This window comes from Pseudomonas panipatensis, assembly GCF_900099785.1.
Lineage (GTDB): Bacteria > Pseudomonadota > Gammaproteobacteria > Pseudomonadales > Pseudomonadaceae > Pseudomonas > Pseudomonas panipatensis.
The window spans coordinates 58,737-81,829 of sequence record NZ_FNDS01000004.1 but is presented as its reverse complement, the minus strand read 5'-3'; the positions used below and the strand labels follow the sequence as shown (position 1 = coordinate 81,829).

Annotated in this window: 23 protein-coding genes; 16 read left to right on the top strand and 7 right to left on the bottom strand. The window is 65.8% G+C overall.

The features are described 5' to 3' along the window. Nucleotides 1–124: 124 nt before the first annotated feature. The gene (locus BLQ74_RS10495; protein WP_090262511.1) at nt 125–1,024 is read right to left on the bottom strand and encodes a LysR family transcriptional regulator; all 900 of its coding nucleotides are present in this window, start codon (nt 1,022–1,024) and stop codon (nt 125–127) included. Nucleotides 1,025–1,128: 104 nt separating this feature from the next. Between BLQ74_RS10495 and BLQ74_RS10490 the strand changes: the two genes are divergently transcribed. Genes BLQ74_RS10490 through BLQ74_RS10480 form a run of 3 tightly spaced genes read left to right on the top strand, consistent with a single transcriptional unit; the run spans nt 1,129 to nt 3,289 of the window. Continuing rightward, the gene (locus tag BLQ74_RS10490; protein WP_090262510.1) at nt 1,129–1,758 is read left to right on the top strand and encodes an NADPH-dependent F420 reductase; all 630 of its coding nucleotides are present in this window, start codon (nt 1,129–1,131) and stop codon (nt 1,756–1,758) included. A 23-nt stretch (nt 1,759–1,781) separates the two neighbouring features. After that, nucleotides 1,782–2,615: a DODA-type extradiol aromatic ring-opening family dioxygenase gene (locus BLQ74_RS10485; protein WP_090262509.1), complete on the top strand. Its 834-nt coding sequence runs from the start codon at nt 1,782–1,784 to the stop codon at nt 2,613–2,615. Continuing rightward, nucleotides 2,612–3,289: an alpha/beta hydrolase gene (locus BLQ74_RS10480; protein WP_090262508.1), complete on the top strand. Its 678-nt coding sequence runs from the start codon at nt 2,612–2,614 to the stop codon at nt 3,287–3,289. The genes BLQ74_RS10485 and BLQ74_RS10480 overlap by 4 nt, the downstream gene beginning before the upstream one ends. Nucleotides 3,290–3,316: 27 nt before the next feature. Here the strand turns inward: BLQ74_RS10480 and BLQ74_RS10475 are convergent, their stop codons facing one another. Beyond that, complete coding sequence (locus tag BLQ74_RS10475; protein WP_090262507.1) at nt 3,317–4,201, bottom strand: hypothetical protein; 885 nt, start codon at nt 4,199–4,201, stop codon at nt 3,317–3,319. Nucleotides 4,202–4,627: 426 nt separating this feature from the next. Between BLQ74_RS10475 and BLQ74_RS10470 the strand changes: the two genes are divergently transcribed. After that, the gene (locus BLQ74_RS10470; RefSeq protein WP_139199056.1) at nt 4,628–4,951 is read left to right on the top strand and encodes a hypothetical protein; all 324 of its coding nucleotides are present in this window, start codon (nt 4,628–4,630) and stop codon (nt 4,949–4,951) included. 177 nt (nt 4,952–5,128) lie between these two features. After that, nucleotides 5,129–5,980: a CAP domain-containing protein gene (locus tag BLQ74_RS10465; RefSeq protein WP_090262505.1), complete on the top strand. Its 852-nt coding sequence runs from the start codon at nt 5,129–5,131 to the stop codon at nt 5,978–5,980. Nucleotides 5,981–6,284: 304 nt separating this feature from the next. Here the strand turns inward: BLQ74_RS10465 and BLQ74_RS10460 are convergent, their stop codons facing one another. Then, the gene (locus BLQ74_RS10460) at nt 6,285–7,343 is read right to left on the bottom strand and encodes a hypothetical protein (protein WP_090262504.1); all 1,059 of its coding nucleotides are present in this window, start codon (nt 7,341–7,343) and stop codon (nt 6,285–6,287) included. 203 nt (nt 7,344–7,546) lie between these two features. Between BLQ74_RS10460 and BLQ74_RS10455 the strand changes: the two genes are divergently transcribed. Further along, a complete protein-coding gene (locus tag BLQ74_RS10455; protein ID WP_090262503.1) occupies nt 7,547–8,305 on the top strand; it encodes a hypothetical protein in 759 nt (252 codons plus the stop codon). Between the two features lie 171 nt (nt 8,306–8,476). Here BLQ74_RS10455 and BLQ74_RS10450 read toward each other — a convergent pair whose 3' ends face one another. The 3 genes from BLQ74_RS10450 to BLQ74_RS10440 all read right to left on the bottom strand — a co-directional run bounded on the left by BLQ74_RS10450 (nt 8,477) and on the right by BLQ74_RS10440 (nt 13,883). Further along, nucleotides 8,477–8,941, bottom strand: coding sequence for a BRO-N domain-containing protein (locus BLQ74_RS10450; RefSeq protein ID WP_090262502.1), 465 nt, complete (start codon nt 8,939–8,941; stop codon nt 8,477–8,479). Nucleotides 8,942–9,479: 538 nt separating this feature from the next. After that, the gene (locus BLQ74_RS10445; protein ID WP_090262501.1) at nt 9,480–10,727 is read right to left on the bottom strand and encodes a ribonucleotide-diphosphate reductase subunit beta; all 1,248 of its coding nucleotides are present in this window, start codon (nt 10,725–10,727) and stop codon (nt 9,480–9,482) included. 270 nt (nt 10,728–10,997) lie between these two features. Further along, nucleotides 10,998–13,883: a ribonucleoside-diphosphate reductase subunit alpha gene (locus BLQ74_RS10440; protein ID WP_090262500.1), complete on the bottom strand. Its 2,886-nt coding sequence runs from the start codon at nt 13,881–13,883 to the stop codon at nt 10,998–11,000. A 715-nt stretch (nt 13,884–14,598) separates the two neighbouring features. Here BLQ74_RS10440 and BLQ74_RS10435 point away from each other — a divergent pair. The 10 genes from BLQ74_RS10435 to modC all read left to right on the top strand — a co-directional run bounded on the left by BLQ74_RS10435 (nt 14,599) and on the right by modC (nt 22,166). Next, entirely contained in the window at nt 14,599–15,300 is a 702-nt protein-coding gene (locus BLQ74_RS10435) for a response regulator (protein WP_090262499.1), read from the top strand. A 54-nt stretch (nt 15,301–15,354) separates the two neighbouring features. Then, a complete protein-coding gene (locus BLQ74_RS10430; RefSeq protein WP_090262498.1) occupies nt 15,355–16,968 on the top strand; it encodes an ATP-binding protein in 1,614 nt (537 codons plus the stop codon). A gap of 93 nt (nt 16,969–17,061) precedes the next feature. After that, the gene (locus tag BLQ74_RS10425; RefSeq protein WP_090262497.1) at nt 17,062–17,391 is read left to right on the top strand and encodes an ArsR/SmtB family transcription factor; all 330 of its coding nucleotides are present in this window, start codon (nt 17,062–17,064) and stop codon (nt 17,389–17,391) included. Next, the gene (locus BLQ74_RS10420; RefSeq protein WP_090262496.1) at nt 17,388–17,822 is read left to right on the top strand and encodes a YeeE/YedE family protein; all 435 of its coding nucleotides are present in this window, start codon (nt 17,388–17,390) and stop codon (nt 17,820–17,822) included. The genes BLQ74_RS10425 and BLQ74_RS10420 overlap by 4 nt, the downstream gene beginning before the upstream one ends. Before the next feature lie 2 nt (nt 17,823–17,824). Further along, nucleotides 17,825–18,250, top strand: a complete 426-nt coding sequence (locus BLQ74_RS10415) for a DUF6691 family protein (protein WP_090262495.1) — start codon at nt 17,825–17,827, stop codon at nt 18,248–18,250. Next, complete coding sequence (locus BLQ74_RS10410; RefSeq protein WP_090262494.1) at nt 18,247–19,110, top strand: MBL fold metallo-hydrolase; 864 nt, start codon at nt 18,247–18,249, stop codon at nt 19,108–19,110. The genes BLQ74_RS10415 and BLQ74_RS10410 overlap by 4 nt, the downstream gene beginning before the upstream one ends. Before the next feature lie 55 nt (nt 19,111–19,165). Beyond that, nucleotides 19,166–19,528, top strand: coding sequence for a YidH family protein (locus tag BLQ74_RS10405; protein ID WP_090262493.1), 363 nt, complete (start codon nt 19,166–19,168; stop codon nt 19,526–19,528). 98 nt (nt 19,529–19,626) lie between these two features. Next, on the top strand, nt 19,627–20,382 hold the full coding sequence (gene modA, locus BLQ74_RS10400) for a molybdate ABC transporter substrate-binding protein (RefSeq protein ID WP_090262492.1): 756 nt from the start codon (nt 19,627–19,629) through the stop codon (nt 20,380–20,382). A 12-nt stretch (nt 20,383–20,394) separates the two neighbouring features. After that, entirely contained in the window at nt 20,395–21,075 is a 681-nt protein-coding gene (modB, locus tag BLQ74_RS10395) for a molybdate ABC transporter permease subunit (protein ID WP_090262491.1), read from the top strand. A gap of 2 nt (nt 21,076–21,077) precedes the next feature. Next, nucleotides 21,078–22,166 carry a molybdenum ABC transporter ATP-binding protein gene (gene modC / locus BLQ74_RS10390; RefSeq protein WP_090262490.1) on the top strand — a complete coding sequence of 363 codons (1,089 nt, stop codon included), beginning with the start codon at nt 21,078–21,080 and terminating at the stop codon, nt 22,164–22,166. Between the two features lie 6 nt (nt 22,167–22,172). Here modC and BLQ74_RS10385 read toward each other — a convergent pair whose 3' ends face one another. Further along, nucleotides 22,173–22,883: a 4'-phosphopantetheinyl transferase family protein gene (locus BLQ74_RS10385; RefSeq protein WP_090262489.1), complete on the bottom strand. Its 711-nt coding sequence runs from the start codon at nt 22,881–22,883 to the stop codon at nt 22,173–22,175. Nucleotides 22,884–23,093: the final 210 nt, after the last annotated feature.

The window sequence follows — 23,093 nt, the reverse complement described above, 5'->3', positions numbered from 1 at the left end:
CTGAATGTTTGATTGATGATTGGATTGATTAAATGCCAGGCGCAGCGACGGGGACAGTTCGCCAATCGCCGAACAGCGGACGCGCCAACCTCTCCGCTGTCCCGCGAGCCGGGCCGTGGGTGCCTCAGTCGCCCCAGTCGACGCGTTGGAAGCTGTCGGCGAGGAAGCTGATCAGGGCGCGCACCTTGGGCGCGAGGTGCTTGCGCGACGGATAGACGGCATAGATGCCGAATTCCACCGAGCGATAGTCCGGCAACAACTCCACCAGGTCGCCGCGGCGCAGGTCTTCATGCAGCATGAAGCTCGGCTGCAGGAGGATGCCGCCGCCGCCCAGGGCGATGGCCCGGCAACTATCGCCGTTGTTGCAGCGGATCGCCGCGTGGGTCTGCACGCTGATCCGCCCCTGCGGCCCGTTGAAAATCCATTCGTTGCGGCTGGCCAGGTTGCTGTAGGCCACCACCGCGTGCTGGTTCAGGTCGGCCGGGGTGCGCAGCGGCGGGTGCCGGGCCAGGTAAGCCGGCGCGGCGCACAGGCGCATGCGTGTGCTGGCGAGGCGCCGGCTGATCAGCGAGGAGCTTTCCATCTGGGCGATGCGCACCGCCATGTCGAAGCCTTCCTCGACCAGGTCGACGACCCGGTCGTTGAGGCTGATATCCAGCTCGATCTTCGGGTAGGCCTGCATGAAGCGCGCCCACAGCGGCGCCAGGTGCAGCACGCCGAAACTCACCGGCACGTTGACCCGCAGCATGCCGCTGGGCTCCTGGGAGCCGGCGGCCACCGCGTTCTCGGCGGCATCGAGCATGGCCAGCACCTCCTTGGCCTGTTCGTGGAATACCCGACCCTCTTCGGTCAGCGACAGGCGCCGCGTGGTGCGCTGCAACAGGCGCACGCCCAGGCGTTCCTCCAGGGCGTTGACGTGGCGCGAGACGGCGGCCTTGGACAGGCCTAGGGCATCCACCGCGGCGATGAAGCTGCCCTTGTCCACCACGGTACAGAACACCTGCATTTCCAGCGCGCGGTCCATGTTTGTCTCACTAAGCGGAACGATGAGTGCCATTAGCGCATGTTTATCCCGTGAATCCTATCCATAAACTGACAGCAACTTCCGACTGATTCACGAGGCAGGCCATGAACATCACCCTGATCGGCACCGGCAACATGGGCGCGGCATTCGCCAAGCAACTTTCCGCGGCGGGACACCGTGTCCGCCTCACCGGGCGCGACCTGGCCAAGGCGCAGGCACTGGCCGCGCAGCATGCCAACGTCGAGGCCTATCCCGCCGTGCAGGCCCTCGGCGACAACGCCGTGGTCATCCTCGCCACCGGCTACGCCGACGCGGTGCCCGCCCTGCGCGGCCTGGGCGACCTGGCCGGCAAGGTGGTCATCGACATCAGCAATCCGCTGACCCCTGACTACATGGGCCTGACCCTCGGCCACAGCACCAGCGCGGCGGAAGAAATCGCCAAGGCTTTGCCCGAGGCGCAGGTGGTCAAGGCCTTCAACACCCTGTTCGCTCAGGTGCTCGCCGACGGCCCGGTGTTCGCCGATGGCCAGCGCGCCAGCGTGTTCGTCGCCAGCGACAGCGAGCGCGCCAAGCAGACCGCCATCGCCCTGGCGCAGAGCCTCGGCTACGAAAGCGTCGACGCCGGCGGCCTGGTCAACGCGCGTTACCTGGAGCCGCTGGCCGGCCTGAACATCTACCTGGGTTACGGCGCCGGGCTGGGCACCGCCATCGCACCGACCTGGATTCACAAGTGAGCTTGCGGCCTGGAGCCTTGTCCATGAGTAGCGCCTATCCCGTTCTGTTCATTTCCCACGGTGCGCCGACCTTCGCCATCGAACCCGGCCAGGCTGGCGCGCGCCTGCGCGAACTGGGGCGGACGCTTCCGCGGCCGACGGCGGTGCTGGTGGTCTCGCCGCACTGGATGACCCGTGGCGGCGTACGCGTCGGCGCCAGCGCCGCGCCGGAAACCATCCACGACTTCGGCGGCTTCCCCGACGCGCTCTATCGCCTGCGCTACCCGGCGCCCGGCGCGCCGGCGCTGGCCGAGGCGATCGTGCAACGCCTGCGTGCGGCCGGCGTGCCCGCCGAGGCCGATCCGCGCCGTGGCCTCGACCACGGTGCCTGGGTGCCGCTGCTGCACCTGCTGCCCGAGGCCGATGTGCCGGTGCTGCAGGTCTCCATGCCGATGCCGCTGGACACCCACGGCGCCTGGCGTCTGGGTCAGGCCCTGGCACCGTTGCGTGAGCAGGGCGTGCTGATCCTCGGTTCTGGCAGCCTGACCCACAACCTCTACGAATTCCGCGGCGGCAATGGCCCGGCGGCTGGTTACGTCGCGCGCTTCGCCGAGTGGACCGCTCAGGCGCTGCAGGCCGGCGACAACGACGCACTGCTGGACTACCGGCGACTGGCGCCGGAGGCCGAGCGCGCGCATCCCAGCGACGAGCACTTCCTGCCCCTGCTGGTGGCCCTGGGCGCCGCTGGCGAAGACTATCGGGTGGAGGTGCTGGAGGGCGGCATCAGCTATGGCGTACTGGCCATGGACAGCTACCTGTTCGACGCCCCGGCAGCCGCCGCCCACTCCGTCTCCCACCAAGGTCAGCACGCATCATGAGCCATCCCGTGTCCTTCTCTTCGCTGCAAGTCGATGCCGATTCCGCCCTGCAATTCCGCCAGCGCGTCCAGGCCCAGGGCGTGGCGCCGCGCGCGCGGCTCCTGCTGCTGCATGGGGTCGGCGGCAACGAAAGCAACCTGGCCGGCCTGGCCCAGTACCTGCCGGCGGACCTGGACGTCCTGCTGCTGCGCGGGCCGTTGCAGATCGCTGCCCAGGGCTTCGCCTGGTTCCAGGTGAACTTCAGTGCCAACGGGCCAGTGATCAACGCGGAACAGGCCGAAGCCAGCCGGCAGCAACTGCTGACCTTCATCCAGGCCCGGCCAGCCCTGCCCACTGTGATCGCCGGCTTCAGCCAGGGCGGCATCCTCAGCGCCAGCGTCGGCCTCAGCGCGCCGGGCAGCGTGGCCGGTTTCGGGCTGCTCAGCGGGCGCATCCTGCCGGAGCTGGAGCCGCACATCGCCACCGCCGAGGCGCTGCGCACGCTGTCCGCCTTCGTCGCCCACGGCCGTCATGACGACAAACTGCCGCTGTTCTGGGCCGAGCGCGCCGATGCCTGGCTGACGCGCCTGGGCGTCGAGCACCAGACGCGCCTCTACGACATGGGCCATGAACTCGTCGCCGAGGAAGTCAGCGATTTCGTGCAGTGGCTGGACGCCACGCTGCAACGCCACTGAGCCGCTGCGCCCCGCCCCCGCGCCGGGCTAGCTGCTGATGCATAGCGACAGGGACAGCCATTGGCGGGTCGTCAGGTGTTCGGCATCGCCATGGCTCGGCCCGGCGGCCGCGAAGTCGACCAGTTCGATGCGGCAGCCCTGGGCGGTCAGGCGGTAGAGATCGAGCCGTTGCCAGATGGCGTGGCCCTTGGCGTTGATGCCGGCGGCGAGCAGGCTGCCCGGGATGTCGCGCTCGGTCGGGTAGTCCGGCAGCACGGGCAAGGGCACGCCGCTGGCGTCGAACTGATCGATGTGGCTGCGCAGATCCTCCAGCGACTGGTAGTAGGCCGCGCGCTCCGCCTCGCACATGTAGCCGTACAGCCTGAGCCAGGCCTTGTCGTAGAGCGCCTTGCCGGCCTTGAGGCCGAGCAGGTGCTCGACCGACTGGGCGAGGTCCGAAATCCGGTTCCAATAGGCGAAGTCGCGCTGGCGAATGTTGCGCAAGGCGATCCAGCGCTCGGCCGGGGTGAAGGCGCCGGTGGCGTTGTAGGCCAGCCTGGAAAGCGCGCCGCGGCTCAGGTGAGCCAGCGGGTCGGCCGCATCGACAGCGGCGTGGATGGGCGTCAGGTCGTGTGCGCTCAACACATGGTTGACCGCCTGCCGGGCCAGCGCCAGGCGCACGGGGTCGTCGCTGTCCGGCATGCTCGCGAGCATCGGCGCGTCGCCGCCGGTGATGGTCATCTGGCGCAGGAACAGGTGATCGTCGATCAGGCTGTGGCGCCAGCTCTGTTGATTGCACGGGCCATCGCTGTCGGCGCGCAGGGTGCGGCTTTCGAAGGTCAGGATGAGTGGGGTGTCAGGGGCGGCCCGGTACTCTGGCGCAAGCGGGCGGATGGGAGCGTTCAGCAGGCGGTCATAAAGTGTTTGGCTCAATTGAGCGATTCCAGCCATTGGCGCGTTCTCCATAGGGACTGCATGCGCCGCAGCGCAAGGCCACGAAACGCAACGGGAAAATCGCTGGCCAGAGGAGCAAACCGGCTGCGCGATATTCCTCGACACAGGGATGATCGATACGGGATGTACGAGCGAATTATCGATGCCAGTTTGCTAAGACTTTAACGAGTTGTGTCGGGAATACATTTCTGAATGTTGAATAACAAGTGTTATGTAGGAAATAACTTTAGGAAACTTCTTAATAGTTCTGCGTTAATTGAAGTTCAATACAACGGCACTTAAACGCGTTATTCAGGCTCTTCGGCGTGATCTGCTCCGGCACGCTAGTCAGCCGGCCAGTCCGCGTGCCTTCGTCGACTCCCCCTGGTCTACACTTTGCGGACGTCCACGCGGAGAACGTCCCCCATGAAAAGCACCTCTACGTTCCTACCGTTGCTGGCGACCGTTACCGTGCTGTCCGGTTGCATGAGCGACCAACAATTCCTCGCCTCCAACCAGCAAGCTGCGCTGAATGCCACGACCTCGCGCGCCAAGTTCGAACTCAATTGCCAGGACGTCACGCCCAGCGTGCTATCGAGCAAGGTCACCCAGGCCCGCGTCGGCTACCAGCACACCGAATACACCATCGGCGTGCGCGGTTGCGGCAAGCAGGCGGTGTACATCACCTACTGCCTGAACCCGCAGACCTGCAACGCCATCGCCGACACCGCGCGCATCGGCAACCAGTGAGCGCGCGTTAGCACAGGCGCTGAGCCCGGCGCGGCGGCCGTCCCGCCAGCGCCGCTCCCGCGGCGCTCACTGCGCATCCCGGCGCCAGCGGGAAATGCTGCGCGCGCCGCACTTCGACCTGCACAGAAGGGGGCGGAATCGCGCATCATGTGCGCCGTCAGGTCGAGGGAGTTTTCCATGCACGTCTTTTCTTCCGTTGTACGTCTTGCCGTTTTCTCGCTGGGGCTGTTGCTTGCCGCCACCGCCGGGGCCAGCGAAGAGTCGCAGTTGGTCGAGTCGATCAACGCCTACCGTGGCCAGGTGCAGCGCTGCGCCGGCCAGGCCTCCGGCGAATTGCCGCCGCTCTCGGCCGATCCGCGCCTGCTGCTGCCGGCCAGCGGCTACGTGGACCTGCAGCAGGCGCTGAACCGCGCGGCGTATCAACTGGTCAACGTCCAGGCCATCAGCCTCTCCGGCCCGCGCGATGCGGCGGCGGCGATGAAGGCGCTGCAGGAGAGCTTCTGCCAGGTGGTGCTCGACCCGCAGTTCGTCGACATCGGCATCAGCCGCGACGGCCGCGACTGGCGCATCGTCCTGGCGCGGCCGCTGCTGAGCAAAGGCATGGGCGACTGGCAGGCAGAAGGACAGAAGCTCCTCGAACAGATCAACGCGGCCCGCACCAAACCGCGCCAGTGCGGCGGCCAAGCCTTCGCCGCCGCCGGGCCGCTGGGCTGGAACGCCACCCTGGCCAGCGTCGCCGAAGGGCATAGCCGCGACATGGCCAACAACAACTACTTCGACCACAAAGACCGCGCCGGGCAAACCCCCGGCGACCGCGCCGAACTGGCCGGCTACGCAGGCCGGCAGATCGGCGAGAACATCGCCGCCGGCCAGGACAGCGTGCGCAAAGTGGTCGACGGCTGGCTGGCCAGCCCCAGCCACTGCGCCAACCTGATGAACCCGCAGTTCCGCGAACTGGGCGCGGCCTACGCCATCGACCCGAAGAGCGACGCCGGCATCTACTGGACGGCACTCTTCGGCACCCCCTGAACCGCCCCACCGCCCCACCGCCCAGCCTGGCTTTCGCCCATGTCGAACGGAACGAGGCGATGGCTATCGCTGCACTCAACGCCATCCTACGCGCGGTCAATCCGTAGGATGGGTTGAGGAACGAAACCCATGCGGGGGCGGCGGAGGCTGATGGGTATCGCTTCGCTCAACACCATCCTACGCACGGTCAATTCGTAGGATGGGTTGAGGAACGAAACCCATGCGGGGGCGGCGAAGGCTGATGGGTATCGCTTCGCTCAAGCCATCTTGTCTCCCGACCAAGCTTGCACGCTGCGCTACCGCGTCAGCTTTCCTGGCGGATGATGGCTTTGACGAATCGCGAGGGAATCTGCACCTGCCGGGCCGCTTTGTCGCTGCCGATGCTCAGCGTCAGGGTTTCGCCCATGGACCAGATGATGCGCACGTCTCTCAGGTTGCACGCTGTGTTCAGCGGCAGTTCCTTGGGGAAACTGCCGCTGCAATAGGTCGGGTCCAGCAGCACGCTTTCCGCCTGATAGCCTCCCAGGCCGAGTCTCTGCATGGTGCGCTCTGGCAGACCGGCCAGAACGCCGCTGTAGAAGGCGATGATGAAGGCGAAGATCAGTGAAAAGTGAACGGCATAACTGAGGCCGCCAAAGCAGCCCAACGCGCTGACTGCGGCGACTAGGCAGGCGCCCAGTGGTATCAGATAGAGCGCCAGAAGCTTCAGGTTGTTGCCATCGAGACTATCGATGAAGGGCTTTACGTCGGCGATCACGCTGAAGGCCATCGCACAGACGACGGCGACTGGCACCCAGGCGTTGAAGGCGTAACGGCAGAAGGCGAACTTCGGTAGTTTGAAGGTGAGCTGCAGGGTGATGCCGAACAGCAGCACGACCAACAGGCTGAGCCCCATTAGCGCAGTGACATACAGCTCTGGAAATTGTGTGAGTACGAATGAAAGCAACAGCGAGTTAACGCAGTAGGGGCCGGCATAGCAAAGGAAAAACAGCCACAGAACAAGATTTACCCGGCGCGCCTCATCGGTAGACAGTCGGTCGATGATCCGATGGCGAATGTCTTTCTTGTCGATGAAACAATGGAAGATCCATAACCCCGGCAGCAGCAGCCACAGCAGTAGTGAACCGATAATGGCGAATCCGACCATGCCAGCGCCCAGCAGCAGCGAGGAAAATTGCAGCAGGTCGAAGCTCGGGTAGAAATGGTTGCCGTAGAAATACAGCAGAAAGAGCGCAAAGCCGGTCACCGGCGGTGCGAACTTGGCGATCTGGGATGAGTACCGCTTGAAGAGTGCTGTGCTCAATGCGGCGAATCTGTCGATCGGGTCGCCTTCCGTAGCGGGGCGGTCGCTCCACTTTTCCATGGGGCCTTCCTTGTGCGAGTGCGGCTAAGTGCAGGCATGGTATGGAGCGGCGGATGTGCTGTCATCCCGGCCAAGACACGGAACGCAGTGCAAGCGCGCAGGCAGGGCGGCACTCTGGTACTTTTTCGCCTGCTCGGGGCGTGCGGACGAGGCACGGCTGGCTCAACACACAAGGAGGGCCTTCATTGTTCAAGGAGGGATCGATGTTCAGGAACCAGCAGGCAGTCACGTTGGGCATCCTCTCGGCGGCGTTCAGCGCCGCCACCTGGGGCGCGACCTTGGCGCCGGGCGAATACGCCAGGGGAGGCTGGGGAACCCTGAGTATCCAGGCGCTCCATCATGGCGTGCAGGCATTCGAGATACGCACACAGGGTGCCAACTTTCATAGCTGCCATGTGCGAGGCGTGATCAAGAATCTGAAGGCCGTGGTTTCGGTGGATGAGTCCCAAGGCGAGGCGACGGCTCCATGCACCATTACCTTTGTACGCCAAAGCGAAACCAGCATCCTGCTGGACAGCCCGGCTTTAGATGCCAGTTGCAGCAGTTTCTGCGGCAACCGCGCCGATTTTCTGCAGGAAACCTATACCCGCGTCCCGACAGGTTGCACTGTCGCCGAGATTGTCCGCGCACGAAAACGCTTCGATGCCACGCGGGCCAATGGCGATCATGAACAGGCCTACGCGCTGTTCAAGCCTGCGTTCGAGCGTTGCCAATCGGTGATCAATCTCTTCCTGCGGAGCAAGTACCGCGTCGCCTTGGCCGATCTGGAGCGGCAGGCGGGCAAGTTGCCCGCCTGTGCGCAAACCCTGGCTCCTGTGCTCAAGGACTTCCCCGGATCGAACGAGGACCTGGAACGGCAATTGGCCCCGGGCGAGTTCTGGGAAATGCGCCCGGTCGTCGAACAGGCCCGTGAATTGGCCGCCGCCTGTGGCAAGGCCGAAGTGCAGGCGGTTAGCCCGTAGGATGGGTTGAGGAACGAAACCCATGCGGGGCGGTGGAGATTGATGGGTATCGCTTCGCTCAACACCATCCTACGCACGGTCAATCCGTAGGATGGGTTGAGGAACGAAACCCATGCGGGAGCGGCGAAGACTGATGGGTATCGCTGCGCTCAACGCCATCCTACGTGGCGGTTAGCATTCCGCTGGTGCTTGCAGTTGTGGCCACTGCCGATACGGCACCCAGACCACGCCTTGCCAATGCAGCACCGTCAGCGCCTGGGTCGGGCCGTGGAGGGTTTCGCGGCGGGGCTGGTGGTGGTCGTGGCGGTGCTGGTCGCGCAGGGCGGGCACCACGTCCTGGGTGATCCACTGGCGGATGCAGCGATTCTCCGGGTGGTAGTAGTGGATCAGCGCGGCGTAGACGGCGGATTCGCTGAGCAGCAGTTCATCGGTGTACTCGCCGTTGCCATCGCGCAGCCAGGCGTGGCGGTGCTGGTCGTCGTCGAGGTTGCGCTGCACGCGCTCTTCCAGCAGGGGCGTGCCCATCAGTCGGCCGAGGTCGTGGGCGCAGAACCAGCATTGGTCTTCCAGCAGCAGGGCGCGCAGTTGGCGTTTGTGGCGGGTGAATTGCGTGGGAATCAGTACCTCTTCAGACATGGTGCACCTCCGCGGGGGAGGAAGAAGAGGGCGGGCACAGTGAAGTGCCTTCAGGCTGAAGGCTTGGGGGGATAGGCATTTCCATTACCTCTGGTCGCTTCTTAGGGCGTGATTGGAGTCGGGAGCTAAGAAACCCACCAGAGACGGGCCGGACGTATTCCCCTTGCGGGTCTTTTATTAGCCCACTCCCGACAGCACGGGTTCTTTCTTGCGGACGCGACAGAGCCGCAGGCGCAAAAAAGCCGCATAAGCTATCGGGTGCGGTGAACCGCTCTGGTTTAGGCGTTTCTTAGGCGCCGGGTGCGAGGGTAGGGGGTTGGCTGGATTGGGTCAACCGCGTCGACGGCGGATAACGCGGCGCGTTATTCGTTGCCTCACACGAATTTCAGCCCAGGTGTAGGGCTTCTTGCTTCGGCTTGTGAAACAAAAAAGCCCCGCACAAGGCGGGGCTTTTGTCTTTCTATCGCTGCCCCAAAAATCCGTCTCGGGTATCAAGCGTTTCTAATGGTCTTGACTTGCGGTCTTGCTACTACTTCGGTCAGTCCCAGCTCAGCGCGCCGCCGGTCTGGTACTCGATCACGCGGGTCTCGAAGAAGTTTTTCTCTTTCTTCAAGTCCATGATTTCGGACATCCACGGGAACGGGTTGGTGGCGCCCGGGTATTCCTCTTTCAGACCGATCTGGGTCAGGCGGCGGTTGGCGATGAATTTGAGGTAGTCCTCCATCATGGCCGCGTTCATGCCCAGGACGCCGCGCGGCATGGTGTCGCGTGCGTATTCGATTTCCAGTTGGGTGCCCTGGAGGATCATCTGGGTCGCTTCGTCTTTCATGGCGGCGTCCCACAGGTGCGGGTTTTCGATCTTGATCTGGTTGATCATGTCGATGCCGAAGTTCAGGTGCATCGACTCGTCGCGGAGGATGTACTGGAACTGTTCGGCGGTGCCGGTCATTTTGTTGCGGCGGCCCATGGAGAGGATCTGGGTGAAGCCGCAGTAGAAGAAGATGCCTTCCAGGACGCAGTAGTAGGCGATCAGGTTGCGCAGGAACTGGCGGTCGGTTTCCGGGGTGCCGGTGGTGAACTGCGGATCGGAAATCGAGCGGGTGTATTTGAGGCCCCAGGATGCCTTTTTAGCGACGCTGGGAATCTCGTGGTACATGTTGAAGATTTCGCCTTCGTCCATGCCCAGCGATTCGATGCAGTACTGGTAGGCGTGGGTGTGGATGGCTTCTTCGAAGGCCTGGCGCAGGATGTACTGGCGGCATTCGGGGTTGGTGATCAGGCGGTAGACGGCCAGCACCAGGTTGTTGGCCACCAGGGAGTCGGCGGTGGAGAAGAAGCCGAGGCTGCGCTTGACGATGCGGCGCTCGTCTTCGGAGAGGCCGTCCTTGCTCTTCCACAGAGCAATGTCGGCGTTCATGTTCACTTCCTGCGGCATCCAGTGGTTGGCGCAGCCATCCAGGTACTTTTGCCAGGCCCAGTCGTACTTGAAGGGGACGAGTTGGTTGAGGTCGGCGCGGGCGTTGATCATTTGCTTGTCGCCGACGTGCACGCGGGCGGCCGTGCCTTCGAGGTCGTCCAGGCCTTCCTGGATGTCGAGGGCGTCGAGGGCTTTCTTGGCGCGGGCGACGGCGTCGGAGTCGCTGGCGGAAACGGCGCGGGCGTCTTCCACGGAGCCGGCGGCGTCGTCGTCGAGTTTGTCAGCGGCTTGCGCGGCGGCCTGGGCGACAGCGGGGGCTGCCTTGGCTTCGGTGGGGTCTTCTTTGTCGAATTCGTCCCAGCTGAGCATCGGTTCCTCTCCTGGTCTGGTTGCGTGATGGGTGCACGCTAAAGCTTTCGTGGCTTCCCTTTCCTGGGTTCTCGCGGGCGCGGGAATGACGGAAGGGGGAAGCTGTTATGTCTTGTGGGGATGGGGCTTCAAGAGCCCCTCTCCCTAACCCTTTCCCGCAAGCGGGAGACTGCCTTTGCCTTCTATCGGCGTGACGCTGAGCGAGTGACCGCTAGGCGCCCGGCTAACCGGGCAACAACGCGGGCGCCGCTCAGCGCCGCGCTTACACCATTACTGGCAGGCTTCGCAGTCCGGGTTGTCGATGCTGCATGCCTTGGGCACCGGCGCCGGCTGCGGAGCAGCGGCAGGGGCGGCTTGCAGGCTTTCGTCGATCGCCGAACTCACGGCGTTGAGCTTGCCGGTGTTGATGGTGGATTTCTCGGTGCTGGTGGCGGCCAGGGCACGGAGGTAGTAGGTGGTTTTCAGGCCACGGTACCAAGCCATGCGGTAGGTCACGTCGAGCTTCTTGCCCGAGGCGCCGGCGATGTAGAGGTTCAGCGACTGGGCCTGGTCGATCCACTTCTGGCGGCGGCTGGCGGCATCGACGATCCACTTGGTCTCGACTTCGAACGCGGTGGCGTAGAGGTCTTTGAGGTCCTGCGGGATGCGTTCGATCTGCTGCACGGAGCCGTCGTAGTACTTCAGGTCGTTGACCATGACCGGGTCCCACAGGCCGCGTGCCTTGAGGTCGTGTACCAGGTAGGGGTTGATCACGGTGAACTCGCCGGAGAGGTTCGACTTCACGTAGAGGTTCTGGTAGGTCGGCTCGATGGACTGCGACACGCCGGTGATGTTGGCGATGGTCGCGGTCGGCGCGATGGCCATGATGTTCGAGTTGCGGATGCCTTTCTTCACGCGCTCGCGCACCGGGGCCCAGTCCAGGGACTCGCTCAGGTCGACGTCGATGTATTTCTGGCCGCGCGCTTCGATGAGGATCTGCTGGGAGTCCAGCGGCAGGATGCCCTTGGACCACAGCGAGCCGTCGAAGGTCTCGTAGGCGCCGCGCTCGTCGGCCAGGTCGCAGGAGGCCTGGATGGCGTAGTAGCTGACCGCTTCCATGGACTTGTCGGCGAACTCGATGGCCGCGTCGGAGCCGTAGGCGATGTGCTGCAGGTACAGGGCGTCCTGGAAGCCCATGATGCCGAGGCCGACCGGGCGGTGCTTGAGGTTGGAGTTGCGCGCCTGGGGAACCGAGTAGTAGTTGATGTCGATGACGTTATCGAGCATGCGTACCGCGGTCTTGACGGTCTTCTGCAGCTTGGCGGTGTCCAGCTTGCCGTCGACGATGTGGTTGACCAGGTTGACCGAGCCCAGGTTGCAGACGGCGATCTCGTCCTTGTTGGTGTTCAGGGTGATCTCGGTGCAGAGGTTGGAGCTGTGCACCACGCCGACGTGCTGCTGCGGGCTGCGCAGGTTGCACGGGTCCTTGAAGGTCAGCCACGGGTGGCCGGTCTCGAAGAGCATCGAGAGCATCTTGCGCCACAGGTCTTTGGCCTGGATGGTCTTGAACAGCTTGATCTTGCCGTACTGGGTCAGGGCTTCGTAGTACTCGTAGCGCTCTTCGAAGGCCTTGCCGGTCAGGTCGTGCAGGTCCGGGACTTCGGAGGGCGAGAACAGGGTCCACTGGCCGTCGTCGAACACGCGCTTCATGAACAGGTCGGGAATCCAGTTCGCGGTGTTCATGTCGTGGGTGCGGCGGCGGTCGTCACCGGTGTTCTTGCGCAGCTCGATGAACTCTTCGATGTCCATGTGCCAGGTTTCCAGGTAGGCACAGACAGCGCCCTTGCGCTTGCCACCCTGGTTCACGGCGACGGCGGTGTCGTTCACCACCTTGAGGAACGGCACCACGCCCTGGGACTTGCCGTTGGTGCCCTTGATGTAGGAGCCCAGCGCGCGCACCGGGGTCCAGTCGTTGCCCAGGCCGCCGGCGAATTTCGACAGCATGGCGTTGTCGTGGATCGCGTTGTAGATGCCCGACAGGTCGTCCGGCACGGTGGTCAGGTAGCAGGACGACAGCTGCGGACGCAGGGTGCCGGCGTTGAACAGGGTCGGCGTCGAGCTCATGTAGTCGAAGGACGACAGCAGGTTGTAGAACTCGATGGCGCGTTCTTCTTTCTGCTTCTCTTCCACCGCCAGGCCCATGGCCACGCGCATGAAGAAGACTTGCGGCAGTTCGAAGCGGATGCCGTCCTTGTGGATGAAGTAGCGGTCGTAGAGGGTCTGCAGGCCGAGGTAGGTGAACTGCTGGTCACGCTCGTGGTTGATCGCCTTGCCGAGTTTTTCCAGGTCGAAGGTTTTCAGTTGCGGATCGAGCAGTTCGAACTCGACGCCTTTTTCCACGTAGGCCGGCAGGGCCTTGGCGTAGAGGTCGGCCATCTCGTGGTGCGTGGCGCTCTCGGCGACGGCGAGGAAGCCCAGCGCTTCGGCGCGCAGGGTGTCCATCAGCAGGCGGGCGGTGACGAAGGAGTAGTTCGGCTCGCGCTCGACCAGGGTCCGGGCGGTCATCACCAGGGCGGTGTTGACGTCCTTCTCGGCGACGCCGTCGTAGAGGTTCTTCAGGGTTTCGCGCTGGATCAGGTCGCCATCGACTTCGGCCAGGCCTTCGCAGGCTTCGCTGATGATGGTGTTCAGGCGGCCCATGTCGAGCGGCTGCAGGCTGCCGTCGGCGCGGGTGATGCGGATGCTCGGGTGCGGCTGGGCGACTTCGCTGGCGCTGGTCTTGCGCTGGGCGGCGCGGGCTTCGCGGTAGATCACGTAGTCGCGGGCGACTTTCTGTTCGCCGGCGCGCATCAGGGCCAGTTCGACCTGGTCCTGGATTTCTTCGATGTGGATGGTGCCACCGGACGGCATGCGGCGCTTGAAGGTCGCGGTGACCTGTTCGGTCAGGCGCGCGACGGTTTCATGGATGCGCGACGAGGCGGCAGCGGTGCCGCCTTCCACGGCGAGGAACGCCTTGGTGATGGCTACGGTGATCTTGTCATCGGTGTAGGGAACTACGGTGCCGTTGCGCTTGATCACGCGCAGCTGGCCCGGCGCGGTGGCGGCCAGATCCTGTTGGGATTCGGCGGCCTGCGGCGCGCTGGCCTGCGGGTTCTCGCGAGTGGTGTCGATTTGCATGGGTGGGTGTCTCCACGTTCTCGTAATTGGTGTGTTGCGGGCGCCGGGGCGCCGCCCCGAAAAGAGCGAAAAAGAGCAGGGGCGTCCGGCGGGGCCGGGCGCGGAATTCTTTGGACAGGGGTGGGGGACTCAAGCGCCTCCCTGGCCCAAGTCGGGTGTCCGGCTTGACGGGCCGGAACCACAATACCTAGTGGTGTTGAACGATTGGTTGCAACACCCGTACCGCATTTCCATCGACATGAATCGCTCCTTGCGGTCTACGCCACATTGGACTTCTGTACGTCTGGATGCAGGGACTGAACAAACCGGAGGAGCCGTGGAAAAGGCTCGCGACTTCGTGCTTCTTCTTGTGTCCGGTTCGTGGCGTCGAACCCAAGATGTAGGGGTTCGCCGCAACGGGGATACAAGATAATGCGCTAACGGGGGCTTTGCAAGGCGGGGGGCTGGGGGAAACCTGTGGATAAAATGTGGGTGAAATGTGGGTGACTGCGGATAGCCTGCGCGAGGCCGCATCGCTGCTGCGTTTCGCCGTTCGTCATGTGCGGCTGCGGTTTTTTGACCCTGGCGCGGTGCTATCAGAGTGCGAACCGTACCACAATATCTTGTGGTTATGCCCCTCGCCGGTTCAGCGATGCGGGGCGCCGGTCACTTGGCTACAATGCCGGCCGTTCGTGGCGGACCTGGCGGTCTTTTGGTGCGTGGTTCAGGAGGCGGTGTGGAGCAAGAGGCGCGTGTCCTCATTGTCGAGGATGACCAGCGGTTGGCCGAGTTGACCCAGGATTACCTGGAGAGCAACGGCCTGAAAGTGAGCGTCGAATCCGACGGCGCGCAGGCGGTGGCGCGCGTCCTGGCGGAGCGTCCGGACCTGGTGGTGCTCGACCTGATGCTGCCCGGCGAGGATGGCCTGTCGATCTGCCGGCGCCTGCGCCCGGACTACGACGGCCCGATCCTGATGCTCACCGCGCGCACCGACGACATGGATCAGGTGCAGGGCCTGGAGATGGGCGCTGACGATTATGTGTGCAAGCCGGTGCGTCCGCGCCTGCTGCTGGCGCGCATCCGTGCCCTGTTGCGGCGCAGCGAGGGGGGGGAGCCTGCGCCGGTTTCGAGCAAGCGCCTGACCTTCGGCAAGCTGGTGATCGACAATGCCATGCGCGAGGCCTGGCTGGACGAGGCGACCATCGAGCTGACCGGCGCCGAGTTCGATCTGCTCTGGCTGCTGGCCTCCAATGCCGGGCGCATCCTTTCCCGCGAGGAAATCTTCAACGCCCTGCGCGGCATCGAGTACGACGGCCAGGACCGCTCCATCGACGTGCGCATCTCGCGCATCCGCCCGAAGATCGGCGACGACCCCATGCACCCGCGCCTGATCAAGACCGTGCGCAGCAAGGGCTACCTGTTCGTCGGGGAGCTGTGAGAGGGTGGCGCGATCGTGCCTGTGCACTAGCCCGATGAGCCGGCGAGCCGCCCCATGAAATCCATCTTCCTGCGCATCTACGGCGGCATGCTGCTGACCCTGGTACTGGTCGCCGCCCTCGGCGTGCTGACCCTGCACCTGGTCAACGAGGTGCGCGGCGAGCGTTATCGCGATGACCTGGCGCGCGGCACCTTCCGCCTGATGGCCGACGAGTTGCAGCCGATGGACGAGGTGGACCGCAAGCGCGCGCTGTTGCAGTGGAGCCGCCTGATGGGCATTCCGCTGAAGCTGGTGCGCCTGGACAGCCTCGGCATGCAGGGCCGCGACCGTGCGCGGCTGATGAACGAGCAGGTGCTGGTGGAGCCGAGCGGCGCGCATCTGGTGAAGGTCTTCACCCAGGTCAGCCTGCCGGATGGCTTGATCCTCGCCGGCGAGGTGGAGCAGGTCAGCGAGCAACTGGCGCGCGCCACCATTTATATGTTGATGGACGAGCTGCGGCGCTATCCGGTGAGCGAGCAGCCTTACCACCTGGCGCGCATCGTCCGCGACAAGCGTTTCGGTTACGACGTGCACCTCAAGCGGCTCAAGGAGATCGACCTCGACGACGACCAGAGCCGGCGCGTGGAGGAGGGCGATACCGTGCTGGCGCTGGGCAAGAACGGCGATTCGATCCGCGTGGTCGCCGGCATCGTCGATACCCCATGGATTCTGGAAATGGGGCCGATCTACCAGATGAACCCCTATCCGCCGCACCTGCTGCTGCTGATCGCGGCGGTCGGCCTGAGCCTGATCGGCCTTACCCTGTACTTGCTGGTCAGCCGCCTGGAGCAGCGCCTGCGCAGCCTGGAGGCGGCCGCTTCGCGCATCGCCCGCGGCAGCCTGGATGCGCGCGTCGAGGTGCGCGGCGCCGACTCGGTGGGGCGCCTGGCCGGGGCCTTCAACCACATGGCCGAGCAGATCCAGCGGCTGATCATGGTGCAGCGCGAGCTGGTTCGCGCGGTGTCCCACGAGCTGCGCACGCCGGTGGCGCGCCTGCGCTTCGGCCTGGAGATGATCGCCTCGGCGGAGACCGACGCGGCGCGGCAGAAGTACCTGGAAGGCATGGATGGCGATATCCAGGACCTCGACCAACTGGTGGACGAGATGCTCACCTACGCGCGCCTGGAGCAGGGCTCGCCGGCGCTGACCTACCAGCCGCTGGAGCTGGGCGCGCTGGTCGAGCAGGTGGTGGCGGAGATCGCCCCGCTGCGCCGCGAGGTGCAGGTCAGCTGCGAAGCCGGCGCGCTGGTGCCGTTCGACCAGGGCAGTTGGATCGAGGCCGAGCCGCGTTATCTGCACCGCGCCCTGCAGAACCTGCTGAGCAACGCCCTGCGCTATGCCGAGAGCCGCGTGCGGGTGAGCTACCGGGTCAGCCTGGATCGCTGCCAGGTGGATGTCGAGGACGACGGCCCGGGTGTGCCGGAGGATCGCCGCGAGCGCCTGTTCACGCCGTTCTTCCGCGTCGACGACAGCCGCACGCGGGTCACTGGCGGTCACGGCCTGGGCCTGTCCATCGTGCGGCGGATCATCCACTGGCACGGCGGCCGCGCCTCGGTGGACCGCAGCGAAGCCCTCGGCGGCGCGCGCTTCACCCTGGCCTGGCCGCGGCGCCAGGTGGTCAAGGAATAAGCCTTCCCGCCAGCCGTTCATCGATTCGCGCTTGGACAGTTTTCGATTAAACAATATATATATTTATATATTGTGTTTTCGTAGAATGAGCCCATGCCCGATACCGCCGCGACATCCATCGACTTGGCGCGCCTGCGCCAGTCCGCCGACCAGGCCGGGCGCCTGCTCAAGGCGCTGGGCAACCCGGAGCGCCTGTTGCTGCTGTGTCTGTTGGCGCAGCAGGAGTGTCACGTCGGTGGCCTCGAGGCGCGCCTGGGGATCGTCCAGCCGACGCTCTCCCAGCAACTGGCGGTGCTGCGCCGCGAAGGGCTGGTGGACTGTCGGCGCGACGGCAAACAGATCTATTACCGCATCAGCAGTCGCGAAGCGCTGGCGGTGATCCAGACTCTCTATCAATTGTTCTGCACGGAGGGTGCCGAATGAGCATCGACTGGAACGTTTTCACCCCTTGGAGCGCCCTGGCCGGTGGCGCCCTGATCGGCCTGGCGGCGGCGCTGTTCGCCCTGCTCAACGGACGCGTGGCGGGCATCAGCGGCTTGCTCGGCGGTTTGCTGGTGGGAACCCGCGACGGCCGCTGGGAGCGCCTGCTGTTCCTCCTCGGCCTAGTCGCCGCGCCGCTGCTGTGGCTGGCCTGGGGGCCGCTGCCAGCCATCCACTTCGACGGCGGCTGGCCTTCGCTGCTGCTCGCCGGCCTGCTGGTCGGCATCGGCACCCGTTATGGCGCGGGCTGCACCAGCGGCCATGGCGTGTGCGGCCTGTCGCGCCTGTCGCCGCGCTCGCTGGCGGCGACGCTGTGTTTCATGGCCAGTGGGTTTGCCACCGTCTTCGTCATCCGTCATCTGCTGGGAATCTGAACATGGCCAAGTTGACTGCGTTTTTCTGTGGGTTGCTGTTCGGCATCGGCCTGTTGCTGGCCGGTATGGCCAACCCGGTCAAGGTGCTCGGTTTCCTCGACCTCGCCGGACACTGGGACCCCTCCCTGGCGCTGGTGATGGCCGGCGCCATTGGCGTCGGGCTGCTGCCGTTCACCTGGGCCACGCGCCAGTCGCGCAACCTGCTCGGCGGGCCGATGCAGATGCCGCAGGCGCGCACCCTCGACCGCAAGCTGATCGCCGGCAGCCTGCTGTTCGGCGTCGGCTGGGGCATCGCCGGTATCTGTCCGGGGCCGGCGCTGGTCGGTGTCGGCGCCGGTTACTGGCAGGCGGCGCTGTTCTGCCTGGCTATGCTGGCTGGCATGGGGATTTTCGAGTGGCTGCAACGGCGGCCAAGGGGCAACGCATGAGCGTACAGATCGAGGCCTTCTTCGACCCGGCCACCTTCACCTACAGCTATGTGGTCGCCGATCCGCGGCAGGGCGTCTGCGCGATCATCGATTCGGTGCTCGACTACGACGCCGCCGCCGGACGCATCAGCCATGCCGGCGCGGATCGCTTGATCGCTTACGTCCGCGAGCGGGGCCTGACGCCGGAGTGGCTGCTGGAAACCCACGCCCACGCCGATCACCTGTCGGCGGCGGCCTACCTCCAGGCGCAGTTGGGCGGACGCATTGCCATCGGCGCGGGCATCACCCAGGTGCAGCGCACCTTCGCCCGGCTGTTCAACTGCGCCGCCGAGATGGCCACCGATGGCAGCCAGTTCGACCGCCTGCTCGCCGACGGCGATGTGCTGCCCCTCGGCGATCTGCAACTGCATGTGCTGCACACGCCGGGCCACACGCCGGGGTGCGTGAGCTATCGGGTCGAGGACGCGGTGTTCGTCGGCGATACCCTGTTCATGCCGGACTACGGTACCGCTCGCTGCGATTTCCCCGGCGGCGACGCGCACCAGCTGTACCGCTCGATCCGCCGCCTGTACGCGTTGCCCGACAGCACCCGCCTGTTCATGTGCCATGACTACAAGGCGCCAGGGCGCGAGACCTTCCGCTTCGAAACCACGGTCGGCGAACAGCGGCGGCATAACGTGCACCTGCACGATGGCGTCGATGAGCAGAGCTTCGTCGCCATGCGCCAGGCGCGCGACGCCAGCCTGAACATGCCGGTGCTGATCCTGCCGGCGATCCAGATGAACATGCGCGCCGGGCACCGGCCGCCGGCGGAAAGCAATGGCGTGCATTATCTGAAGATTCCCCTCGACCAGCTGTGAGCGCCCGCCGATGATCGGCGGCGCGCCGGCCTGACGGCGTTACAGGAGTCTGTGCATGTCCGAACTCAACGATCCACGGGTGTTCTTCGCCGCCGAGCGCACGCTGCTGGCGTGGAACCGCACGGCCCTGGCGCTGATCGCCTTCGGCTTCGTGGTCGAGCGCTCCGGGTTGTTGCTGCGCCTGCTGCGCAACGGCGTGGAAGACCTTCCCGCCGGCCATGTGTCGTTCTGGGTCGGGATGGGCTTCATCTTCCTCGGTTGTGCCACGGCCTGCTGGTCCGCCTGGCAGTTCCGCCGGGTGGCGCGCAGCCTCAAGCCGGTGGAAATCCCCGAGGGCTACAGCGTCAATGCCGGGCCGGCGGTGAACCTGACGGTGGCCATCCTCGGCCTGGCGCTGACGCTCTATCTCCTGCTCTAGCGCAGCGCTGTGTAGTTTCTGATATAACGGGTGGCGGCGCCGCCGATGGCACATCGCCTGCCGCGCGCACAGAACAACGACACTGCCCGGAGCCCCCGATGAAACCCATTTTCCTGCGTTTCTCCCTGGCCATCGCCGCCTGCCTCGGCGCCCATGGCGCGCTGGCCGGCGAGGTCCAGGTCGCCGTCGCCGCCAACTTCACCGCGCCCATGCAAGCGATCGCCAAGGACTTCGAGCAGGACACCGGCCATCGCCTGGTAGCGGCCTACGGCGCTACCGGGCAGTTCTACGCGCAGATCAAGAACGGCGCGCCCTTCGAGGTGTTCCTCGCCGCCGACGACAGCACCCCGGCAAAGCTGGAGGCGGAGCACGAGAGCGTCCCCGGTTCGCGCTTCACCTATGCCATCGGCAGCCTGGCGCTGTGGTCGCCGAAGGCTGGCTATGTCGACGCCGAGGGCGAGGTGCTGAAGCAGGGCGGCTTCCAGCACCTGGCCATCGCCAATCCGAAGGCCGCGCCCTATGGCCTGGCCGCGACCCAGGTGCTGGACAGGCTGGGGCTGACCCAGGCCCTGGCCGGCAAGATCGTCGAAGGGCAGAACATCAGTCAGGCCTATCAGTTCGTTGCCAGCGGCAATGCCGAACTGGGCTTCGTCGCGTTGTCGCAGGTCTACAAGGATGGCAAGGTGAGCAGCGGTTCGGCCTGGCGGGTGCCGGACAACCTGTATCAGCCGATCCGCCAGGACGCGCTGATCCTCAACAAAGGCAAGGACAATGCCGCGGCCAAGGCCCTGGTCGAGTACCTCAAGGGGCCGAAGGCGGCGGCGCTGATCCGTGCCTACGGTTACACCCTTTAAGCAAGGACGGCGATGCCCCTGACCTCGGCGGACTACACGGCGATCCGGCTGACCCTGGAGTTGGCCGCGCTCAGTACCCTGATCCTGTTGCTGCTCGGTACGCCGCTCGCCTGGTGGCTGGCGCGCAGCCGTTCGTGGCTGAAGGCGCCGCTCGGCGCGCTGGTGGCGCTGCCGCTGGTGTTGCCGCCGACGGTCATCGGCTTTTATCTGTTGCTGGCGCTCGGCCCCCACGGCCCGTTGGGCCAGCTCAGCGATGCGCTCGGCTGGCAGCGCCTGCCGTTCAGCTTCGCCGGGCTGGTGGTGGGCTCGGTGTTCTACTCGCTGCCCTTCGTGGTGCAGCCGTTGCAGAACGCGTTCGAGGCGATCGGCACGCGCCCGCTGGAGGCCGCCGCGACCCTGCGCGCCAGCCCCCTGGATGCGTTCTTCAGCGTGGCCGTGCCGCTGGCCCGGCCGGGCTTCGTCAGCGCCGCGGTCCTCGGCTTCGCCCACACCGTCGGCGAGTTCGGCGTGGTGCTGATGATCGGCGGCAACATCCCTGGGCAGACCCGCGTGGTCTCGGTGCAGATCTTCGACCATGTCGAGGCCATGGAGTACGCCCAGGCGCACTGGCTGGCCGGCGGCATGCTGGTGTTTTCCTTCCTCGTCCTGCTGGCGTTGTACGCGACCCGGCGGACGCGCACGGCCTGGAGCTGAGGATGGGCACGACGGCCATCGAAGCGCGTTTCCTGCTCGACTATCCGGGCTTCTCCCTGGACCTCGACCTGCGCCTGCCGGGGCGCGGCGTGACCGCGCTGTTCGGCCCCTCCGGCTCGGGCAAGAGTACCTGCCTGCGCTGCGTGGCCGGCCTGGAAAGGCCTCGGCAGGCGCGCCTGCTGGTCAATGGCGAGGTCTGGCAGGACAGCGCGCGCGGCCTGTTCCTGCCACCGCACCGGCGCGCCATCGGTTATGTGTTCCAGGACGCCAACCTGTTCGAGCACCTGTCCGTGCAGCGCAACCTGGAGTACGGCATGCGCCGGGTGCCGCGCGCCGCGCGCCGCGTCGAGCTGGCCCAGGCCGCCGCGCTGCTGGGCATCGAGCAACTGCTCGAACGCATGCCGCGCCACCTGTCTGGCGGCGAGCGGCAGCGCGTCGGCATCGCCCGCGCGTTGCTGACCAGCCCGCGCCTGCTGCTGATGGATGAACCGCTGGCGGCGCTCGACCTCCCGCGCAAGGCGGAAATCCTGCCGTACCTGGAGCGCCTGCACGACGAACTGGAAATCCCGGTGCTCTACGTCAGCCACTCGCCGGACGAAGTGGCGCGGCTGGCCGATCACCTGGTGTTGCTGGAGGACGGCCGCGCCCTGGCCAGTGGCGCGGTGGGCGAGACCCTGGCGCGCACCGACCTGCCGACCGCGCTGCTGGAGGATGCCGGGGCGGTGATCGAGGGCCGCGTGCTCGGCCACGACGCCGTTTACGGCCTGCTCGATCTCGGCCTGGCCGATGGCGAGCGCATGCGCCTGGCGCACAGCGCGCTGCCCGTGGGCCAGGCGCTGCGCATCAAGGTGCAGGCGCGCGACGTCAGCCTGAGCCTGCAGGTGCCGGCGCCGAGCAGCATTCTCAACCGCCTGCCGGCGCGCGTGGTGGAGGTCGCCGACACCGACAACGCAGCCCATGTGCTGGTGCGCCTGGACGTGGCCGGCACGCCGCTGCTGGCGCGCATCACCCGCTATTCCAAGGATCAGTTGGGGCTGCGGCCGGGGCTGAAGGTGTGGGCGCAGATCAAGTCGGTGGCGGTGCTCGCTTGAGCCGTTTCAGCGCCGCGCCGGGATACCGACCAGGCTGAGCAGGCGGCCGTCGAAGCAGGCGAACTGGCCTTCCAGCTCGCGGCCGTTGTGCCATTCCGCGGAGAGATCGCAGAGCAGGCGCAGGCGCGCGTGGCCCTGGTCGTCCCAGTCCAGCAGTTCGGCGTGCTCGAAGTAGAAGCGTGTGCCCACCAGCGGGTAGAGCGCTTTGAACAGGCTTTCCTTGAGCGAGAAGCTCAGGGTCACCGTCAGGGCCAGTCGCTGCGGGTCGAGACGCTGGCGTTCGCCAGGGGTGAGGATTTCCTCCAGCAGGCGCTTGGCGCGCGCGGTTTCCAGGAGGTTTTCCACGTCCAGGCCGAGTCCGCGCCAGGCCTCGTTGCGCGCCACCACGGCGGCGGCCCAGCCGGCGCCATGGGTGATGGAGCCGCACAGGCCGGCTGGCCAACTGGGCGAGCGGTCTTCACTCAGGCCGGGCACCTCGTCGTGGCCGCCCAGGCACCGGATGCCGGCGCGCGCGCAGAGGCGCCCGGCGAGGAACTCGGCGCGGCGCTTGGCCACCGCGCGGGCGATGCTCGGCGGCAGGTCGATGGCGTGGCGGGCGAAGGCATCGGCGTCCAGTCGCTGCGGGTCGAAGCGGCTGCTGCAGAGGATCGCGCCGGGCAATGCCTGGGGCAGGGGCCAGTGGGCCAGGGGCGGGGTGACGAAGTCGGGCTCGGACATGGCGGAAATTCTGCCCGGCGGCGTGGCTTCCCGCCAGCGCATTCTCCCGCCGCGGCTCTTGCGCGGAGACCGTCCAGTCGCGTCCGCTCGGTCACGCAGCCGTTACATTCGCTTGCAAAGGTTCACCAAAGCACTACGGATCGACGCGGGGCGATTTGCCACACTGCGCGCTGCGTTCCCCCTGAAGGGACGCAGGTGAGGTTGTTGTCG

Excerpts from the sequence above, each read along its gene's own strand:
- BLQ74_RS10415 (WP_090262495.1), top strand. The coding sequence starts at position 17,825 with ATGGCCAAGTTGACTGCGTTTTTCTGTGGGTTGCTGTTCGGCATCGGC.
- BLQ74_RS10385 (WP_090262489.1), bottom strand. The coding sequence starts at position 22,883 with ATGTCCGAGCCCGACTTCGTCACCCCGCCCCTGGCCCACTGGCCCCTG.
- BLQ74_RS10450 (WP_090262502.1), bottom strand. The coding sequence starts at position 8,941 with ATGTCTGAAGAGGTACTGATTCCCACGCAATTCACCCGCCACAAACGC.
- BLQ74_RS10405 (WP_090262493.1), top strand. The coding sequence starts at position 19,166 with ATGTCCGAACTCAACGATCCACGGGTGTTCTTCGCCGCCGAGCGCACG.
- BLQ74_RS10480 (WP_090262508.1), top strand. The coding sequence starts at position 2,612 with ATGAGCCATCCCGTGTCCTTCTCTTCGCTGCAAGTCGATGCCGATTCC.
- BLQ74_RS10460 (WP_090262504.1), bottom strand. The coding sequence starts at position 7,343 with ATGGAAAAGTGGAGCGACCGCCCCGCTACGGAAGGCGACCCGATCGAC.
- BLQ74_RS10485 (WP_090262509.1), top strand. The coding sequence starts at position 1,782 with ATGAGTAGCGCCTATCCCGTTCTGTTCATTTCCCACGGTGCGCCGACC.
- modA (WP_090262492.1), top strand. The coding sequence starts at position 19,627 with ATGAAACCCATTTTCCTGCGTTTCTCCCTGGCCATCGCCGCCTGCCTC.
- BLQ74_RS10410 (WP_090262494.1), top strand. The coding sequence starts at position 18,247 with ATGAGCGTACAGATCGAGGCCTTCTTCGACCCGGCCACCTTCACCTAC.
- BLQ74_RS10465 (WP_090262505.1), top strand. The coding sequence starts at position 5,129 with ATGCACGTCTTTTCTTCCGTTGTACGTCTTGCCGTTTTCTCGCTGGGG.
- BLQ74_RS10470 (WP_139199056.1), top strand. The coding sequence starts at position 4,628 with ATGAAAAGCACCTCTACGTTCCTACCGTTGCTGGCGACCGTTACCGTG.
- BLQ74_RS10420 (WP_090262496.1), top strand. The coding sequence starts at position 17,388 with ATGAGCATCGACTGGAACGTTTTCACCCCTTGGAGCGCCCTGGCCGGT.
- BLQ74_RS10490 (WP_090262510.1), top strand. The coding sequence starts at position 1,129 with ATGAACATCACCCTGATCGGCACCGGCAACATGGGCGCGGCATTCGCC.
- BLQ74_RS10455 (WP_090262503.1), top strand. The coding sequence starts at position 7,547 with ATGTTCAGGAACCAGCAGGCAGTCACGTTGGGCATCCTCTCGGCGGCG.
- BLQ74_RS10440 (WP_090262500.1), bottom strand. The coding sequence starts at position 13,883 with ATGCAAATCGACACCACTCGCGAGAACCCGCAGGCCAGCGCGCCGCAG.
- BLQ74_RS10495 (WP_090262511.1), bottom strand. The coding sequence starts at position 1,024 with ATGGACCGCGCGCTGGAAATGCAGGTGTTCTGTACCGTGGTGGACAAG.
- BLQ74_RS10430 (WP_090262498.1), top strand. The coding sequence starts at position 15,355 with ATGAAATCCATCTTCCTGCGCATCTACGGCGGCATGCTGCTGACCCTG.
- BLQ74_RS10425 (WP_090262497.1), top strand. The coding sequence starts at position 17,062 with ATGCCCGATACCGCCGCGACATCCATCGACTTGGCGCGCCTGCGCCAG.
- modC (WP_090262490.1), top strand. The coding sequence starts at position 21,078 with ATGGGCACGACGGCCATCGAAGCGCGTTTCCTGCTCGACTATCCGGGC.
- modB (WP_090262491.1), top strand. The coding sequence starts at position 20,395 with ATGCCCCTGACCTCGGCGGACTACACGGCGATCCGGCTGACCCTGGAG.
- BLQ74_RS10445 (WP_090262501.1), bottom strand. The coding sequence starts at position 10,727 with ATGCTCAGCTGGGACGAATTCGACAAAGAAGACCCCACCGAAGCCAAG.